General features: G+C 50.1%; 16 protein-coding genes. 14 read left to right on the top strand and 2 right to left on the bottom strand.

Going from position 1 to position 17,798, the window contains the following annotated elements:
• Nucleotides 1-58: 58 nt before the first annotated feature.
• Nucleotides 59-637, bottom strand: coding sequence for an XRE family transcriptional regulator (locus tag QJR74_RS14475; protein ID WP_304372508.1), 579 nt, complete (start codon nucleotides 635-637; stop codon nucleotides 59-61).
• Nucleotides 638-700: 63 nt separating this feature from the next.
• Between QJR74_RS14475 and QJR74_RS14470 the strand changes: the two genes are divergently transcribed.
• The 5 genes from QJR74_RS14470 to mdlD all read left to right on the top strand — a co-directional run bounded on the left by QJR74_RS14470 (nucleotide 701) and on the right by mdlD (nucleotide 7,560).
• Nucleotides 701-1,201 (top strand): GNAT family N-acetyltransferase, encoded by a 501-nt coding sequence (locus QJR74_RS14470; protein WP_304372507.1) that lies wholly within the window; start codon nucleotides 701-703, stop codon nucleotides 1,199-1,201.
• Between the two features lie 555 nt (nucleotides 1,202-1,756).
• On the top strand, nucleotides 1,757-2,632 hold the full coding sequence (locus QJR74_RS14465; protein ID WP_304372506.1) for a transporter: 876 nt from the start codon (nucleotides 1,757-1,759) through the stop codon (nucleotides 2,630-2,632).
• Nucleotides 2,633-2,658: 26 nt separating this feature from the next.
• Entirely contained in the window at nucleotides 2,659-4,857 is a 2,199-nt protein-coding gene (locus QJR74_RS14460; RefSeq protein ID WP_304372504.1) for a PQQ-dependent dehydrogenase, methanol/ethanol family, read from the top strand.
• Between the two features lie 2 nt (nucleotides 4,858-4,859).
• Nucleotides 4,860-6,215, top strand: a complete 1,356-nt coding sequence (locus tag QJR74_RS14455) for a c-type cytochrome (protein ID WP_304372503.1) — start codon at nucleotides 4,860-4,862, stop codon at nucleotides 6,213-6,215.
• Nucleotides 6,216-6,249: 34 nt separating this feature from the next.
• Complete coding sequence (gene mdlD / locus QJR74_RS14450) at nucleotides 6,250-7,560, top strand: NAD(P)-dependent benzaldehyde dehydrogenase MdlD (protein ID WP_304372502.1); 1,311 nt, start codon at nucleotides 6,250-6,252, stop codon at nucleotides 7,558-7,560.
• A 108-nt stretch (nucleotides 7,561-7,668) separates the two neighbouring features.
• On the opposite strand, the gene paaZ is transcribed toward mdlD, so the two are convergent.
• Nucleotides 7,669-9,723: a phenylacetic acid degradation bifunctional protein PaaZ gene (paaZ, locus tag QJR74_RS14445; protein ID WP_304372501.1), complete on the bottom strand. Its 2,055-nt coding sequence runs from the start codon at nucleotides 9,721-9,723 to the stop codon at nucleotides 7,669-7,671.
• 284 nt (nucleotides 9,724-10,007) lie between these two features.
• On the opposite strand from paaZ, the gene paaA reads away from it, so the two are divergent.
• From paaA to pcaF, 9 genes are read left to right on the top strand one after another with little or no spacing between them, the layout of a single operon-like run.
• Nucleotides 10,008-10,937: a 1,2-phenylacetyl-CoA epoxidase subunit PaaA gene (gene paaA / locus QJR74_RS14440; protein WP_304372500.1), complete on the top strand. Its 930-nt coding sequence runs from the start codon at nucleotides 10,008-10,010 to the stop codon at nucleotides 10,935-10,937.
• A 10-nt stretch (nucleotides 10,938-10,947) separates the two neighbouring features.
• Entirely contained in the window at nucleotides 10,948-11,235 is a 288-nt protein-coding gene (gene paaB / locus QJR74_RS14435; RefSeq protein WP_304372498.1) for a 1,2-phenylacetyl-CoA epoxidase subunit PaaB, read from the top strand.
• Nucleotides 11,236-11,242: 7 nt separating this feature from the next.
• Complete coding sequence (paaC, locus tag QJR74_RS14430; RefSeq protein ID WP_304372496.1) at nucleotides 11,243-11,989, top strand: 1,2-phenylacetyl-CoA epoxidase subunit PaaC; 747 nt, start codon at nucleotides 11,243-11,245, stop codon at nucleotides 11,987-11,989.
• Between the two features lie 11 nt (nucleotides 11,990-12,000).
• On the top strand, nucleotides 12,001-12,498 hold the full coding sequence (gene paaD, locus QJR74_RS14425; RefSeq protein ID WP_304372495.1) for a 1,2-phenylacetyl-CoA epoxidase subunit PaaD: 498 nt from the start codon (nucleotides 12,001-12,003) through the stop codon (nucleotides 12,496-12,498).
• A 7-nt stretch (nucleotides 12,499-12,505) separates the two neighbouring features.
• Nucleotides 12,506-13,573: a 1,2-phenylacetyl-CoA epoxidase subunit PaaE gene (gene paaE / locus QJR74_RS14420; RefSeq protein WP_304372494.1), complete on the top strand. Its 1,068-nt coding sequence runs from the start codon at nucleotides 12,506-12,508 to the stop codon at nucleotides 13,571-13,573.
• Nucleotides 13,570-14,337 (top strand): 2,3-dehydroadipyl-CoA hydratase PaaF, encoded by a 768-nt coding sequence (gene paaF, locus QJR74_RS14415; protein WP_304372492.1) that lies wholly within the window; start codon nucleotides 13,570-13,572, stop codon nucleotides 14,335-14,337. The genes paaE and paaF overlap by 4 nt, the downstream gene beginning before the upstream one ends.
• Before the next feature lie 2 nt (nucleotides 14,338-14,339).
• Nucleotides 14,340-15,125: a 2-(1,2-epoxy-1,2-dihydrophenyl)acetyl-CoA isomerase PaaG gene (gene paaG, locus QJR74_RS14410; RefSeq protein WP_304372490.1), complete on the top strand. Its 786-nt coding sequence runs from the start codon at nucleotides 14,340-14,342 to the stop codon at nucleotides 15,123-15,125.
• Between the two features lies 1 nt (nucleotide 15,126).
• Nucleotides 15,127-16,581: a 3-hydroxyacyl-CoA dehydrogenase gene (locus tag QJR74_RS14405; RefSeq protein ID WP_304372489.1), complete on the top strand. Its 1,455-nt coding sequence runs from the start codon at nucleotides 15,127-15,129 to the stop codon at nucleotides 16,579-16,581.
• Nucleotides 16,574-17,779 carry a 3-oxoadipyl-CoA thiolase gene (gene pcaF, locus QJR74_RS14400; RefSeq protein WP_304372487.1) on the top strand — a complete coding sequence of 402 codons (1,206 nt, stop codon included), beginning with the start codon at nucleotides 16,574-16,576 and terminating at the stop codon, nucleotides 17,777-17,779. The genes QJR74_RS14405 and pcaF overlap by 8 nt, the downstream gene beginning before the upstream one ends.
• Nucleotides 17,780-17,798: the final 19 nt, after the last annotated feature.

Genomic DNA, 17,798 nt, shown 5'->3' with positions numbered 1-17,798 from the left:
TGCCTTTGGACGTGGAACGGCTTCAAATCGATGGCTGCTCAGTCTACCACTGACTCGGTTATGCAGGCTTTACCACCACCACGGTATAGCGACAGAGGGTCTCGGTAGCGTTGTGAAAAGTACACTCAGTCGGTTCCCCTAGCTCAAGGCAATCCCCTATGGACAATACCGTCGCGCGCTCGCCCTCAGTAAAGGTTAACTCTCCTTCACTCACCCAAATTAGCTGACGACGAGCAGGATAAGATACCGTGGGTATCGTCACTGAACACTGTGCGGGTAATTCAATACTCACGATATCCACAGGAAGCTGCCAAGACGAGACTTGTCGACGTAAGTATCCCGTTTCAGGATCTGTCCACGTCGGCTGCTCGGCTAATTTAATCAGCGTACCTCTTCGTGTATCAGTTTCGGCGAGAAGCTGAGACATCGACATATCAAAAGCGGCCGATAAACGAGCCAAAATAGTCGCGGTTGGGCTGCTTTCTGCCCGTTCGATTTTATGGATCATCGCGCGCGATACACCTGAACGCTCGGCGAGATCACTTAACGACCAATGTTTTTTTTCTCTCTCTTCTCTGACCTTGCCTGCAATACGCTGAATAATTTCATCTTCTTTACTAGACATTTCATCTTTCATAGTGAATAAATAATATAGTGTTTAATTTGTCTACTTTAGTGAATATTGAACGAGGTGTCTACTATGCTAATCCGTCATGCTATTGCTAGCGATGTTGAAACTATCGCCGAGATCTACAACGATGCAGTCCTTAACACTACAGCAATTTGGAACGATAACACGGTAGATAGAGCGAATCGCCAAGAGTGGTTACAGGCTCGCCAGCAAGCTAGTTTTCCAGTCTTAGTCGCCATCGATGAGCAAGGTAATGTCGCGGGTTACGCCACCTATGGGGATTGGCGACCTTGGGACGGTTATCGCCATACGGTCGAACACTCGGTTTACGTTCATCCGGCCATGCAGGGCAAGGGTATCGGTAAAAGTTTGATGCAATCTCTGATCCCCTTGGCGGTTGAACAGGGCAAACACATTATGGTTGCCGGTATCGAGTCGACGAATACGGCATCGATTAGCTTGCATAGCAAACTGGGGTTCGTTGAGGTTGGCACGCTTCGCGAGGTAGGTATAAAGTTTGGTCGTTGGCTAGATCTGACCTTTTTGCAGCTTCGTTGTAGCGAAGCGTAAGAGAATAATTATCGGTCAAGGAGGGTGGCGTAAATTAAGTGATACATTGATTATTACCGGTTAATACTGAAGAAAACCGGTTAATCGCCACTCTACCGTTCCTTATCAACACGTCCATCCACTGCATGGTAATCACTATTTTTGTCATGACTCAGTGTTCAATTACCTCTTTTTCTCCCCTCAATAGTGCAACGGCTGATTTTACATTTTCCGCGCAGCCGTTTCCGTCTGCATTGTCTACCGCCTTCATTCTGTTCGTTTTTACTCCGTTTTTTTTACGCTCGTCACTCAGCATTGTGACGTGCCTCTGTTTATTAATTCTTTTTAATGTGTAAAACAGGCTAAAACTGCTAATTAAATGATTCTGATTTTGATCTTATTGTTTGTAATTTGTATCGGATGTATTGTTTTTCCTAACTCTTAAGCTAGGTTTGACAATACTAATTCTTATTGGATCAATCCTTCAGATGAATGAAACCATGGAGACTTAGTATAAGAATTCCGTGATCATCATTCGAGTAGCCGGTGAGGGGTGTACTAGCGTGGAGTGAGCAAATGAAGAGATATAATTATAAGAAAATATTAGTAATTAGTGTTATTTGGTGGGGCGGCAATACGGCTTCAGCTATCGATTTTGATGCGGGTGATTACACCGCTATGCCTGCTGGGACTAACCTTGGGCTACTTTACTACACCCACTCCCACAGTGGGAACTATGTCTCACAAGGACATTCAACAAAACGTGACACAAAACTAAATCAAGATGTTTCAGTTTTAAGGGTAATTCATTTTACAACACTTGGCGGCTTTACCATCGATCCACAATTTTTACTTCCTTTCGGTCATGTCAATGGACGTCTGGGGGGGAGTGATATGGGTGATACTCAAGGGGTAGGGGATCTGATTCTGGCCTCCACCGTTTGGCTCTACAACAACCCGACGACACAAACTTACTTTGGCGTGACGCCTTTCCTTTACGCACCGACAGGGCGTTATCGCCATGAAGGGAGCCTAAATATGGGGGAGAATCGCTGGAAATACGCCTTACAAGTAGCCTTTAGTACCCCCCTCTACGATAAGTTGATGCTTGATGTGGGCATGGATGCAACAAAGTTCGGTGATAATAACGATTATGGCGTGCAGTCGAGCCGCCTCGCACAAAACACCTTATATCAAGGGCAGGTTCACTTACGGTACCTGCTCACCCCCGCGTTAGATATTCGTACTTCCTACACCAAAGAGTGGGGAGGAAACTCCTCGGTAGACGGTATTAGCCAGGGAAAACCTGCAGAAAATAAATATTCCTTCGGTGCGGCTTACATGTTCCCTTCCCATACCCAATTACTCGGGACGTGGGGGCGAGACGCGAGTATTGAAAACGGATTTAAGTCGGAAAGTGTGATCAAAATTCGCTTGATGCAGATGTTTTAAAGGATGTAATACTGGAGCGATGCCTAATGAAAAATAATTATAAATTTAGCCTTGGAGCTATTCTGTTCTCGTTACTCTCAAGCATGACTCATCAGGTTTATGCACAAGATACGGGAGCGGCGATTATCAATGCAGATAAGACGCCACAGGACTGGCTCACTTATGGAAGAACTTACTCTGAACAACGTTATTCACCGTTATCGCAAATTAACGATAAAAACGTTAAGCAGTTACACATCGCATGGTACCAAGATTTTGATACGAATCGAGGTCAAGAGGGGACACCATTGGTTGTCGATGGTGTGCTTTACGCAACCACTAACTGGAGTAAAGTCCGAGCGTATAAAGCGGATACCGGTCAGCTACTTTGGCAGTACGATCCAAAAGTTCCGGGGGATTCGGCGGTAAAAGGTTGCTGTGACACGGTTAATCGCGGAGCCGCTTTCTGGAATGGGAAGATTATCCTCGGTACTTTTGATGGACGTTTAGTGGCGCTGGATGCGAAGACCGGCAAACTTGTTTGGGAAACCGACACTATTCCGCACGATGCACAGTTAGGTGATGTCCGTAGCTATATCGTTGATGGTGCGCCGCGTGTGGCCAAAGGTGTAGTCATCATTGGTAATGCGGGGGCAGAATTTGGTGCGCGAGGTTTTGTTTCTGGATTTGATGCGGAAACAGGGAAATTAAAGTGGCGTTTCTTTACCGTCCCTGCGCCAGGAAATAAACCTGATCATACCGTTTCTGACAAACCACTCGCCGACTTGGCCTACAAAACCTGGGGCCCAGGGAACTGGGTGAAGTCGGGGGGAGGGGGAACGGTTTGGGACGCGATTACCTATGATCCCGTCACTGACTTAGTCTATATCGGTGTAGGAAATGGTTCTCCGTGGAATTACCAACAGCGTTCAGGGGGAAAAGGTGACAATCTCTTCCTTGGTAGTATTCTCGCCCTACGTCCTGAAACCGGTGAGTATGTTTGGCATTTTCAAGAAACGCCGCAAGATCAATGGGACTTCACTTCGACCCAACAGATTATGACTGCAGATATCCTGGTGGAGGGTAAGCCTCGCCATGTGATTATGCATGCCCCGAAAAATGGATTTTTCTATATTCTCGACGCCAAAACTGGAGAATTTCTCTCAGCCAAAAACTATGTTGAGGTCAATTGGGCAAAAGGCATTGATCCTAAGACGGGGCGTCCGAACACCGTTCCCGCTGCCCTTTATTCGGTTACCGGAAAGCCTTGGTTTGGTCTTCCTGGTGATTTAGGTGGGCATAATTGGCAGCCAATGGCCTACAGCCCAAAAACAGGATACGTCTATATTCCCGCCCAACAGATCCCCTTTAACTATGTGCCGAGTCAAGATGCGAAGCTTAAGCCGCAAGGTCTAAACCTCGGTCTGGATATGTCGAAAATTGGCGCGCCGGATGATGCGAAGGTGAAGACCCAATTTGGTGAACTCCTGAAAGGATGGTTGATTGCCTGGGACCCGGTTAAGCAGGCACCTGCTTTTACCGTCAATCATCAAGGCCCTTGGAATGGAGGGGTACTCGCTACCGCCGGTAATCTGGTATTCCAAGGTCTGACTAATGGTCTTTTTAATGCTTACGATGCGACGACTGGCCAACAACTCTGGCAGACATCCCTACAAAGCGCAGTGATGGCAGCGCCGATGACTTACTCCGTGGCAGGTAAGCAATATGTTGCGGTCGAGGTCGGCTGGGGCGGTATCTATCCCCTTTTAATGGGTGGCGTAGCAAGAACGGGAGGCTGGACAGTCAATAAATCGCGTATTGTCGTTTTCTCCTTAGATGGGGATAAAACCCTACCACCTGTCAACACTAAGGGGTTCTTACCCGTCAAGCCACCGGAAAAATTTGACCCTGAGCAGGCGAAAAATGGCTATGGCCACTACATGGACTATTGTGCCGCCTGTCATGGCGATAATGGTGAATCGGGCGGCGTATTACCTGATCTACGGTGGTCTGGTGCGATACGTAACGCTGATGCTTTCTATAGGGTCGTTGGCGACGGTGCCTTGACTGCTTATGGCATGGTCGGATTTAAGAAAAATATGACGACTGAACAGATTGAGTCTATTCGTCAGTTTCTCATCCAGCGCGGGAATACGACTTATCAGAGAGAGGTCGATGCACGAAAAAATCCTCAGCAGATCCCTGGGTCAGTCATCATTGGCCCTAACTTTATGCCGGAGAAATAGCCATGAACAAGAATCTATTTCTCACGGGGTTAGCATTATTTATCTCGAGTATGGCGAGCTATGGCGCGCAGGTTGATTCGGGGTTAATCCAGCAAGGCGAATATTTGGCCCGAGCGGGAGACTGTGTGGCCTGTCATACCGCGGTGGGGGGGAAACCTTTCACCGGTGGCTTGGCAATTAAATCGCCTATCGGGCTCATTTACTCGACAAACATTACCCCTGATCCCGCACAAGGGATTGGTGGTTATAGCCTCGAAGAGTTCGGCAATGCAGTGCGTCAGGGGGTTCGTAAAGATGGTCGAACACTTTATCCTGCCATGCCTTACCCCAGTTATTCGCGCCTGAGTGATGACGATGTCAAAGCTCTGTATGCCTATTTTATGCATGGCGTAGAGGCTGACTCCACCGTCAATAAAGAGACCGAGATCCCTTGGCCGCTATCGATGCGTTGGCCATTACGGATCTGGCGCGGGCTTTTCGCACCGGAAGCCAAGCCTTTTAACGCCCAGACCTACAGTGATCCGCAAGTCGCGCGAGGCAGCTACTTAGTACAAGGCTTGGGTCACTGCGGATCTTGCCATACGCCGCGGGGGATGGCGATGCAAGAAAAAGCCTTAACTGAACAGCAAGGCGAACATTGGTTAGCCGGTGGGACCGTCATTGATGGATGGTCTGTACCTAATCTAGGTGCGGACCATTACAACGGCTTAGGAAGTTGGTCTGAGGATGAAATCGTCGCGTATCTAAAAACGGGGCGTACCGATCGCACCGCCTCTTTCGGACCGATGACGGACGTGATTAGTTGGAGTACACAATACCTCACTGATAAAGATCTCCATGCGATTGCTAAGTATCTGAAAACACTTCCTGTGAGTAAGACTGCTGATAAGGAGGTCGTCGCATCGAACACGACATCTCCAGCGGGAGAGGCGATTTATCAAGATAACTGCGCCATCTGTCATGGCCGGCAAGGGGAAGGTATCGCGAGGATGTTCCCGCAGCTTCGCGGTAATTCTATCGTCACAGGTCCGCTACCAGATTCTTTGGTCAAAATTATTCGAGAGGGGGCTACCTTGCCTGCGGGGAATTGGGCACCTTCTACCGTTAGCATGCCCGCCTATGCGGATCAATTCAGCTCGCAGCAGACAGCTGATCTGATTAACTACTTACGGGGAGCTTGGGGGAATCACAGTTCTACCAGCGTCACGGCACAGGATGTCGAACAGATTATCCGTGATGGCGGTAATGCAGGCGCGGGTAATACAGCGGGGTGGACCTTTATGCAGGCACAACCTTACGGTAAGCAGTGGACCTTTCAAATCGAAAGCCACCACGATGCGCACGATAACGCGAAGTAACTTTTACAACACCTAAGAAACGAAAGGATAACCCATGCAATATACTGAGAAAACGCAAATCGAGCAGATCTTCCAGCAGCAAAAAACCTTTTTTTCCCAAGGGGAAACGCGTGATGTCGCCTTCCGTAAACAGGCGTTAATAAAGTTAAAAGAGAGTTTACTGGCTCATAAAGAACCGTTGTACGCCGCCATGGCAGAGGATCTTGGCCGTGATAAGGCATTGGTTGATATGGGGGAAATCGGTGAGGTTGTTTCTGAAATTGATTTTGCGCTCGCCCATCTCGACGACTGGTGTGCTGAAAAGCAGGTAGAAACCCCTACTATTCTTGCCCCTTCTTCATGTTCCTATCAGCATGAGCCTTACGGCGTGAATTATATTATTGGACCTTTTAACTATCCTGTCGCATTAGCACTGGGACCCGTCGTCGGGGCTATAGCTGGCGGTAATACCGCCATTATCAAGCCTTCAGAGCAAGTTCCGTTAACGGCAAAGGTTATTGAGGATATCGTTAATACTGCGTTTGATAGTCATTATCTGGCGGTGGTACAAGGGGCCAGAGAGGAAAACACGCTACTGCTCAGCTTACCTTTTGATTTTATTTTCTTTACCGGAAGCCCTAACGTCGGCCGCGTGGTGATGGAAGCTGCCGCCAAGCATCTAACGCCTGTAGTATTAGAACTCGGCGGAAAAACGCCTTTCTTAATCTTGCCCGATGCCGACCTCGATCAAGTCACCCAACAGCTGATGTTTGGTAAATATACTAATAGCGGCCAGACCTGTGTCGCACCAGACTATGTGTTAGTCCCCTCTAGCCTCAAAGCCGCTTTAGTGGATAGGTTAACTCAAGCTATTCGCGAACAGCTTCCTGATGTTCACTCCACCGGTAAAGTCGTCAGCCAGCGGCAGGTGGAGCATCTACTCGAACTGCTTAAGCAGACTCATGGTCATGTTGAAATGGGTGGCCAAGCCGATCCCGCTAATCGCTATTTACAGGCGACCGTTGTCTCGGATGTACAGTGGGATGATGCGTTGATGCAGGAAGAACTCTTTGGGCCAGTATTACCTATCGTAAACTATGAAGAGGTTGATCAAGTGGTACAGGAGATTAACCGTCGTCACCCGAATCCTCTCGCATTTTATGTCTTTACCAAGGATACGGCGACAGGTAAAAAAGTGATTAGCGCGGTACCGAGTGGGGATGCTCAAGTTAACGGCACATTAACCCACTTTTTCTCCCCTTATCTACCGTTCGGTGGGGTGGGGGGATCTGGTATGGGTGAATATCACGGGTTCTTTAGTTTCCAAGCTTTTACTCACCGTAAATCTATTCGAATTGTTGAATAGAGATGACGGTATCCCCCCACAGTTGTGGGGGGAAGGAAACAAGATTGACGTGTCTCAATTTAAGACACATTCAATAATGATGTATCTGAATCGTTAATGTTCCCACTCTCATTTTAATTCAGTCGGAAAATCACTTTCCCGACGTGCGACCAGGGTCAAAATAGAATAGACCGCGACCACCTCCTGATGCTGATTCATAATATCAACCGCCCACTGTACAACCCCTGTGGCACGTTCTTCCGCGCTACGCTGGCGTTTGATGGTTTTTTGTTGGCAGGTTAATCGCGCTTGAATGGTATCGCCAGGTTTCACCGGTTGTAGGAAACGCAGGCCTTCCAAGCCATAATTGGCAATGACTGGTCCGACCCCCGCGTCCACAAAAAGGCCCGCCGCGGCGGCAACGATAAAATAACCATGGACGACTCGCTCGCCAAAGAAAGAGGCCTCGGCGCCAATTTTATCCATATGGGCATAAAAGTGATCGCCACTTAAACAGGCGAAATTGACAATATCGGCTTCGGTGAGAGTTCGACGGTGAGTCAGTAAACTATCCCCTGGTTGAAGTTCTTCAAAGTATTTACGGAAAGGGTGCACGACATCTTCTTGGACTTTTGCACCCCGAACCCATTGCTGGCCGATGGTAGCAAGCATAGAAGGGCTTCCTTGAATCGCGGTGCGTTGAAGGTAGTGTTTCACCGCGCGTAACCCGCCTAACTCTTCACCCCCACCCGCCCGACCTGGGCCGCCATGTACCAATTGTGGGAGGGGGGAACCATGACCCGTCGATTCAGTAGCGGATTCGCGATTTAAAATTTGTATTCGTCCATGAGCACGGGCGGCTCCGGCGATAAAGTTACGCGCAGCCTTATCATCATGGGTGACAAAGGTTGCCGCGAGGCTCCCTCCACCAGCGCGAGCTAGTGTCATAGCATGGTCGTTATCACGATAAGTCATAAGTGTTGCGACGGGTCCAAAGGCTTCAATTGCATGGACGGCAGATGTGGTGTCAGGTTGCGAACAATAAAGTAAGGTTAACGGGTAAGCGGCGCCAGGAAGCTGTGGGTCGATGTGACCGCCGAGTAAGCACTCGCATCCTGCTTGGCATAGGGTATCGACTTGATGTTGGACATCCTGCTGTTGTGCGCGATTCACTAAGGAGCCCATTTTGATTCCAGCTTGACTTGGGTCTCCTACTGGGATTGCGGTCAATTTTTCAAGTAACGCTGTTCGTACGTTATCCAGTTGTGCTTCTGGCACCATAATTCGACGAATGGCGGTACACTTTTGTCCCGCCTTGGCACTCATTTCTCGAACAATCTCGCGAATAAATAAACCAAACTCTGGATCTTCTGGCGTTACGGACTCTCCCAGCACACAGCAATTTAGCGAGTCTGCTTCCATAGTAAAAGGAATCGACTGTTTGACGAGATTAGGGTGCACACGGAGCTGTTGGCCCGTCGTTGCCGATCCGGTAAAGGTCACGACGTCCTGACTATCGAGTTGATCAAGGAGATCACCGGCGGATCCACAGATCAGGCTGATCGCCCCATCAGGAACTAGCCCGCTCTCAACCATCGATTTAACCATAACCTGTGTGACCTGAGCAGTTGCCGTGCCTGGCTTAATGATGGCAGGCATACCGGCCAGCCAAGTGGGGGCCAATTTTTCCAACATTCCCCAGCAAGGAAAATTGAAGGCGTTTATATGGACGGCGACCCCTTGTTTTGACGTCAAGACATGGCGGGCGGCAAATCCACCTTCTTTCGACAGTGGGATAAGTGGGTCCTCAGGCCAGAGGGTATCATCGGGTAATTCACGGTTGGCAAGGCTGGCGTAAGTAAAAAGTGTCCCAATCCCGCCTTCAATATCGACCCAGCTATCGGCACGCGTCGCGCCGGTTTGATTCGAAATCTCATAAAACGCGGCTTTCTCTGCCAAAAGATGTTTCGCCACGGCTTTCAGTAAGGCTGCCCGTTCTATAAACGTCATTGCTTGCAGGGCTGGAGCACCGACGGTTTTGGCATAGTGACAGGCTGCAGCAAAATCGATCCCCTCACTGCTCACCTCCCAAAGCGCTTCGTCAGTGATAGCGTGACGGATAACGCGACCTTCTCCTTGACCGGTTTGCCATTGATTACAGACAAAGCTAGATAGTTTTTGCATCTCACACCCCAAAATGTTTCACCAATATAAGTAATCTAGTTTTTTTGTGAATCATTTTAAAGTGCCTTTATTAATTATTGATTAACTTGTGATTAACATCTCAAATTGGTGTGGTTATTATTTTCTTTTAAATCAACTATATATTGATAATTGATGAGAGATTGATCACAGAATAACTAAACAAAGATTGGGGTCTTTATTAACATAGGTGTAACGTATTAGTATTGATTTAATGATTCACTTATTTAAATTTAATTATTTTTAACGAATCGACTGGTGCTGATATGAGTCATGAACAACGCTTTCTAAACGCTATCGCACAGGAAACGGCGATAGAGCCTCAAGACTGGATGCCGGAGGCTTATCGTAAGACCCTGATCCGCCAAATTGGCCAACATGCTCATTCGGAAATTGTCGGGATGTTGCCTGAAGGGAATTGGATCACTCGTGCTCCTTCGTTACGACGCAAAGCTATTTTACTGGCCAAGGTTCAGGACGAGGCAGGTCACGGGCTATATCTTTATAGTGCAGCAGAAACCTTAGGCTGTGCGCGTGAAGACCTCTACCAGAAGATGCTAGAGGGTAAGATGAAATACTCCTCCATCTTTAATTACCCCACTCTTAACTGGGCAGATATCGGAGTCATTGGTTGGTTAGTGGATGGCGCAGCCATCGTGAACCAAGTGGCACTATGTCGTACCTCATATGGACCTTATGCCCGTGCGATGGTGAAAATCTGTAAAGAGGAAAGTTTCCATCAGCGTCAAGGTTTTGAAGCCTGTATGGTCCTTTCACAAGGCAGCGAACAACAGCGAGCTATGTTACAGGACGCGATCAATCGCTTCTGGTGGCCGGCATTGATGATGTTCGGACCAAACGATGATGAGTCACCGAATAGTGCACAAAGCTTAGCTTGGAAAATTAAGCGTTTCGGTAATGACGAATTACGTCAGCGGTTTGTCGATAACACCGTACCGCAAGTCGAGTTACTGGGCATGCAAGTGCCAGATAAGGATTTAAAACTCGATACCAACACAGGTCACTACCAGTTTGGTGAGATCGATTGGCAAGAATTCAATGAGGTGATTAACGGCCGCGGGCTTTGTAATCACGAACGTTTAGCCGCTAAGCGTAAAGCTTGGGAAGAGGGAGCTTGGGTTAGAGCAGCCGCCTTAGCTCACGCTGAGAAACGCGCGCAGCGCGATGTCGCTTAAGGAGCCGGTTATGAATCAACATTATTGGCCGTTATACGAGGTGTTTGTTCGCAGCCATCAAGGGCTTTCCCACCGCCATGTTGGCAGTTTACACGCCGCAGATGATCAGATGGCGTTAGAAAATGCTCGCGATGCCTACACACGTCGTAGTGAGGGGTGTTCAATTTGGGTCGTCAAAGCGGCTGAAATTATCGCCTCGCAGCCAGAAGACCGTGGTGAGTTTTTCGAGCCAGCAGAAAGCAAAATTTACCGCCATCCCACCTTCTACCAACTGCCTGATGGCATCGAGCATATGTGAGGTCCTGATGGATAGTTTAACAACTTACGTGTTACGACTTGGCGATAACGGCTTGGTGCTTTCTCAACGGCTGGGGGCATGGTGTGGTCATGCACCGGAACTGGAGATTGACCTCGCACTCGCCAACATCGGTCTTGATATTTTAGGCCAAGCCAGAAATTTCCTGACGTATGCGGCGCAGCGTCTTGGCGACCAAGATGAAGACAGCTTAGCGTTTCAGCGTGATGAGCGTCAGTTCTGTAATCTGCTGCTGGTCGAGCAACCTAATGGTCATTTCGGCGATACCTTGGTTCGGCAATATTTCATCGATGCTTGGCATGTCGCGCTCTACAGTCGTTTGATCACGAGTCAGGATCCGCAGATTGCGGCAATCGCGGCGAAAGCCTTAAAAGAGGTGAAATACCATTTACGATTTAGCCGCGGCTGGCTTGAGCGATTAGGGCAAGGGACGGCGTTATCTGCACAGAAAGTGCAAGGGTCGATTGATGAATTATGGCGTTTTACCGCTGAGTTGTTTGAGGCGGATGAGCACGATGACGCCATGGCGGCGGCGGGTATTGGCATTGATCCTCGGCAGCTTGAAGCGCCGTGGTTGGAAGAAGTCACTGCCGGTGTTCGTCAAGCAGGTTTAGCGTTACCACAGGAGGCGGCTTATCGCCGAGGCGGTAAACAGGGGCTGCACACTGAACATCTCGGACCCATGCTGGCAGAAATGCAAATTTTGCCGCGATCTTATCCGGGGCAGCAATGGTAAAGGAGCTGACGATGCAACGTTTACAGCAGATTCTTCCCGCAGAAATCCCAGAAATTTGGCACTTACTCAGCCAGATTCCCGATCCTGAAATACCGGTATTAAGCATTACTGATTTGGGGATGGTAAGGAGTGTTCATCAGCAAGGAGAGGGTTGGGTTATCGGCTTCTCACCCACTTATTCTGGTTGCCCCGCGACTGAACATCTGATTTCGGCGATGCAGAGCACCTTATCTGACCAGGGTTTTACCCCGATTCATATCGTGTTGCAGCTTGATCCGGCTTGGACCACCGATTGGATGAGCGACGAGGCCCGTCAACGCTTACGTCATTACGGGATTAGCCCGCCGGTGGGGCATAGTTGCCATGCTGCCGAGCCGGTCGAGGTGAGTTGTCCTCGCTGTGGCAGCCACCAGACCTCGCTGATCAGCGAATTTGGGTCCACCGCCTGTAAATCGCTTTACCGCTGCGACGACTGCCGCGAACCCTTTGACTATTTTAAATGTATCTGAGGCTGCTATGACGACATTTCACTCTTTAAAGGTCGCCAGCGTCGAACCTGAAACGCGGGAGGCCGTTACCATTACTTTTGCCATTCCTGAGTTACTGCAAGCGGCTTATCGTTTTCGCCCTGGGCAGCATCTAACCCTGAAAGCCCGCGTCGCCGGTGAAGAGCTACGTCGCTGCTACTCTATCTGTCGGGGCGTCTCGCCAACCCAAGTCAGCGTGGCGGTAAAGGCGATAGAGGGCGGGCGCTTTTCTAACTTCGCCCGCGAAGGCATTCAGGTCGGCTCAGAGATAGAAGTGATGGTGCCGCAAGGTAACTTCGGTTACCAACCGCAAGCCGACAGGCAAGGACACTATCTGGCTATCGCCGCCGGTTCTGGGATCACGCCGATGTTAGCCATTATTTCAGCCACCTTATTACAGGAACCAAGTAGCCAATTCACACTACTCTACGGTAACCGTAGCAGCCAAACCATGATGTTCCGCCAAGCCTTAGCGGATATTAAAGATACTTATCCTGAGCGGTTTCAGTGGATATCCGTGTTTAGTCAAGAAAGTGTCGACAGCGACTTATTACAAGGGCATATCGACGGGGAAAAACTTCAGGCGCTTGGCCGCTGGTTACTGGATTTTCATCAATTTGATGAAGCCTTTATCTGTGGCCCTAATAGCATGATGGACGACGCCGAAGCAGTCCTACAAACCTTGGGAATGGCAAAAGAGACCATTCATGTTGAACGTTTCAACTCTGGTCCAATGACACCTCGTACAGTTCGAAGCGAAAGTACAGACCAACAGTTTACTCTGCGTCAAGATGGTCGCGATCGCACTCTGACGCTTACGGCAGAAGATGAGAGCCTACTGGATGCTGCATTGCGTCAAGGCGCCGACTTACCTTACGCCTGTAAAGGCGGGGTATGTGCCACCTGTAAATGTAAAGTGATACGAGGTGAAGTGGAGATGGCGGTGAACTATAGCTTGGAGCCGGATGAGCTAGCGGCAGGCTATGTGCTCAGTTGCCAAGCGCTTCCTACCACGCCAGATGTGGTGATCGATTTTGATGCGAAGGGGATGGTATGAGCCAACTTATTCTTACTCAACACGATAAGGTATTGCTCATTACCCTCAACCGTCCTGAGGCGCGTAACGCCTTAGACAACGCTACCTTACAACACCTTGCTGAGGTACTAGAGGCGACAGCAAACGATACCTCGATTGCGGCGTGTGTGATCACTGGCAATGCGCGCTTTTTTGCTGCAGGGGCTGATCTGCGGGAGATGGCAGAGAAAGATTTACCTGCAACCTTCAACGATTTACGCCCGCAATTATGGGCACGTCTCAACGCTTTTCCAAAGCCACTCGTTGCTGCCGTCAATGGCTACGCATTGGGGGCGGGCTGCGAGTTAGTATTGCTCTGCGACCTGGCCGTTGCAGGAGAGAATGCGCAGTTTGGTTTACCTGAAATCAAACTTGGCATTATTCCTGGTGCAGGGGGAACGCAACGTCTGATCCGCAGTGTAGGGAAAGCCCTAGCAAGTCGCATGATCTTATCGGGTGAAAGTATTACGGCACAGTCGGCATTACAGGCGGGCTTGATTAGTAATATTTATCCAGTTGAGCTTTGTGTCGATTATGCCCTAGCACTCGCCAAAACCCTTTCTTGCCATGCCCCCTTAGCCTTACAGGCGGCGAAGCAATCATTAAGGCAGGCGCATGAGGTGCCGCTGCAGGCGGGGTTGATTCAAGAACGCCAGTTATTCACTTTATTAGCGGCCACGGCTGACCGAGAAGAGGGTATTGCTGCCTTTCTCGAGAAGCGTCCCGCTCATTATCGGGGGTGCTAAGTATGGAGACGCTACTCTGTGAAGTGACACAGGGCGTAATGACCCTAACACTGAATCGTCCAGATCGACTCAATAGTTTTAATGTTGCGATGCATCAAGCCTTAGCGAAGTGTCTGACCCAAGCTGAGCAAGATGACAGCATTCGTTGTGTCGTAATTACCGGCGCCGGGCGTGGCTTTTGTGCCGGACAAGATTTGAATGACCGTAATGTCGACCCCAATGGCCCTGCGCCGGATTTGGGCGAGTCGGTTGAGAAACTCTACAACCCACTAGTGAACCGTTTGGCTGCACTGCGTAAACCCGTGATAGCCGCAGTGAATGGTGTGGCCGCCGGAGCAGGTGCCACGCTGGCGTTAGGCTGTGACATTGTGATTGCTAGCCGTCAAGCCAGCTTTGTCATGGCATTTAGTCGCCTAGGATTGGTTCCGGATAGCGGTGGAACCTGGTTATTGCCGCGACTCGCAGGGCGTGCGCGTGCGGCGGGTTTGGCCTTATTAGGTGGCAAGCTCAGTGCGGAACAAGCTGAAGCCTGGGGAATGATTTGGCAGGTGGTTGATGACGCAGACTTTTCAGCGACGGTCGCGCAGCTGGCTCAGCATTTGGCGACACAGCCAACTTACGGGTTAGGACTGATTAAGCAAGCCCTTCGCGAAGCAGAAACAAATACCCTCGCGCAGCAGCTCGAGGTTGAGCGTGACTTTCAGCGACTTGCTGGGCGAAGTGCCGACTATCGAGAAGGGGTCAGTGCTTTTCTGACTAAACGTCCACCACAGTTTACGGGGAAATAGGATGACGACAACACTTCATAACGTGGCAGTGATAGGTGGCGGTACCATGGGTGCGGGTATCGCTGAAGTGGCGGCTCAACAGGGGAAGCGGGTTAAACTCTACGATATTAATCCTACCGCAGTGACGGGGGCGATAGAAGGGATCACTCAACGTCTCGACTCACGCGTACAACGCGCTAAGATCTCGGCTGCTCAACGTGAAGCAATTTTAGCCAGCCTGATCCCCGTTTATCAGCTTGAAGCGTTGGCGGATGCCGACTTAGTCATCGAGGCTGCGGCGGAGAATTACGAAATAAAACAGCAACTTTTCGCAAAACTAGAAGCGATTTGTAGCGAAAGTACGATTTTTACCTCCAATACCTCATCGATTTCTATTACTGATATTGCGCGTCATCTCACCTTTCCTCAGCGTGTTGCCGGGCTACATTTTTTTAATCCGGCGCCGGTAATGAAATTGGTTGAAGTGGTGCGTGGAATAGAGACCACGGAGTCGGTCATCCAACAATTAGTTGATGAAGTACGCGGTTGGGGAAAACAGCCCGTAACCTGCTACTCGACCCCCGGATTTATTGTTAATCGTGTGGCTCGGCCCTTTTACGCCGAAGCGTGGCGCGCGTTAGAAGACCGCGTCGCGGCGCCCGAGGTGATTGATAGCGCTCTGCGTGATGCCGGAGGATTCGCGATGGGTCCGCTCGCCTTGACCGACCTGATTGGTCAAGATGTGAATTTCGCCGTGACGTGCTCGGTCTATCAGGGTTTTTGGCAAGATCGGCGCTTTCTGCCTTCGCTGACTCAGCAATCATTAGTGAGTGCTGGTCGATTGGGTAAAAAATCCGGTCGAGGTGTCTATGATTGGTCAAAACCTCATCCGCAAGTGGTTGCCGAGGAAATCCTTGGGCCGCGCATTCAAAAAGTGCATGTCTATTCGGCAGGCAAGCTAGAGGTCGATGGGGTGAGCGTGGTGCCGACCCAGGGCGAAACAGCAACATGTCTGGCGGTTCGTCATCAGCAACCTACGGTGGTCTATGACCTCAGCTTAGGGAGTACTATCGTGTTAGCGGCTGCTAGTATTAACACTCGCCAGCAAACCGAAAGCGTTGTGCACTATTTTCAGCAGCAGGGTAAAACGGTGTTGATCATTGCCGACTACCCTGGACTGTTAGTCAGCCGTACTGTCGCGATGATTATCAATGAAGCCTTAGATGCTCTGCAAAAAGGTATTGCTAGCGCAGAGGATATCGATATCGCGATGCAAACTGGCGTGAACTACCCGAAAGGCCCTCTGGCATGGGGTGCCGAATGGGGGTGGGGGCAAGTGCTAACGTTACTCGAAAACTTACAACATTACTACGGCGAGGAGCGGTATCGTCCTTGTCCTCTGCTACGGCAAAAAGCATTGCTGGCCCACTATGCTACCCCTCGTTTGGTCGAGTCTGTGGAGGTGAGCCATGTCTGAAGCCTATATTTGTGACGGGGTCCGTACGCCAATCGGCCGTTATGCCGGTTCGCTCTCTTCCGTACGAGCTGATGATTTGGCAGCCATCCCGTTACGTGCGTTACTGCAACGCGCCCCGCAACTCGATCTTGACCGTATTGATGATGTCATTCTCGGCTGTGCCAATCAGGCAGGGGAAGATAACCGCAACGTTGCCCGTATGGCTGTGTTATTGGCCAATCTTCCGCAACAGATTTCTGGCACAACACTGAACCGTCTCTGTGGCTCAGGTCTGGATGCTATCGGTTTTGCTGCCCGAGCAATCCGTGCTGGGGATAGCGACATGATGATCGCCGGAGGCGTCGAGTCGATGTCGCGGGCCCCCTTCGTGATGGGTAAAGCAAGTACACCTTTTCAGCGACAACAAGCGCTTTTTGATACCACTATGGGCTGGCGTTTTATCAACCCGCTGCTTGAGAAGCAATATGGATGCGAGAGTATGCCGGAAACGGCAGAGAACGTGGCTGAATTGCTGTCTATTACGCGGGAGGATCAAGATGCTTTCGCTTTGCGTAGTCAGCAGCGTACCGCCATTGCACAGCAAGCGGGTTACCTCGCACAAGAAATTATTGGCGTCAATATTACCGATAAAAAAGGGGCGACCCATCTGTTTGCCGTCGATGAGCATCCCCGTGGTAATACCACTGCTGAACAGCTCGCCGGATTGAAAGCGCCCTTCCGTCAAGGGGGGAGTGTAACCGCCGGGAATGCGTCGGGGATCAACGATGGTGCAGCAGCCCTGATTATTGCCAGTGAACGTGCAGCGGTAGCGTCGCATCTTCAGCCGTTAGCACGCGTTGTTGCCATGGCAACCGCTGGGGTAGAACCTCGATTAATGGGGCTAGGGCCGGTCTCGGCGACGCGGAAAGTCCTGCATACCGCGGGCTTAACCCTTAACGATATGGATGTTATCGAACTTAACGAGGCCTTCGCCGCACAAGCATTGGGCGTGCTCCGTCAATGGGGAATCGCCGATGACGCGGCTCATGTCAATCCTAATGGCGGTGCTATCGCCTTGGGCCATCCTCTAGGAATGAGTGGTGCCCGCATTGCTTTAGCGGCTGCGTACGAATTACAGCGCCGTGGCGGGCGTTTTGCTTTATGTACCATGTGTGTCGGCGTGGGTCAGGGTATCGCCCTGATTCTTGAGCGTGTGTAAACGTATCAACCTGCGAGCA

Source organism: Tatumella ptyseos, assembly GCF_030552895.1.
Classification (GTDB): Bacteria; Pseudomonadota; Gammaproteobacteria; order Enterobacterales; family Enterobacteriaceae; genus Rosenbergiella; species Rosenbergiella ptyseos_A.
Note: the sequence above shows the minus strand (reverse complement) of the source record. Positions and strands in the feature narration are given on the sequence as shown.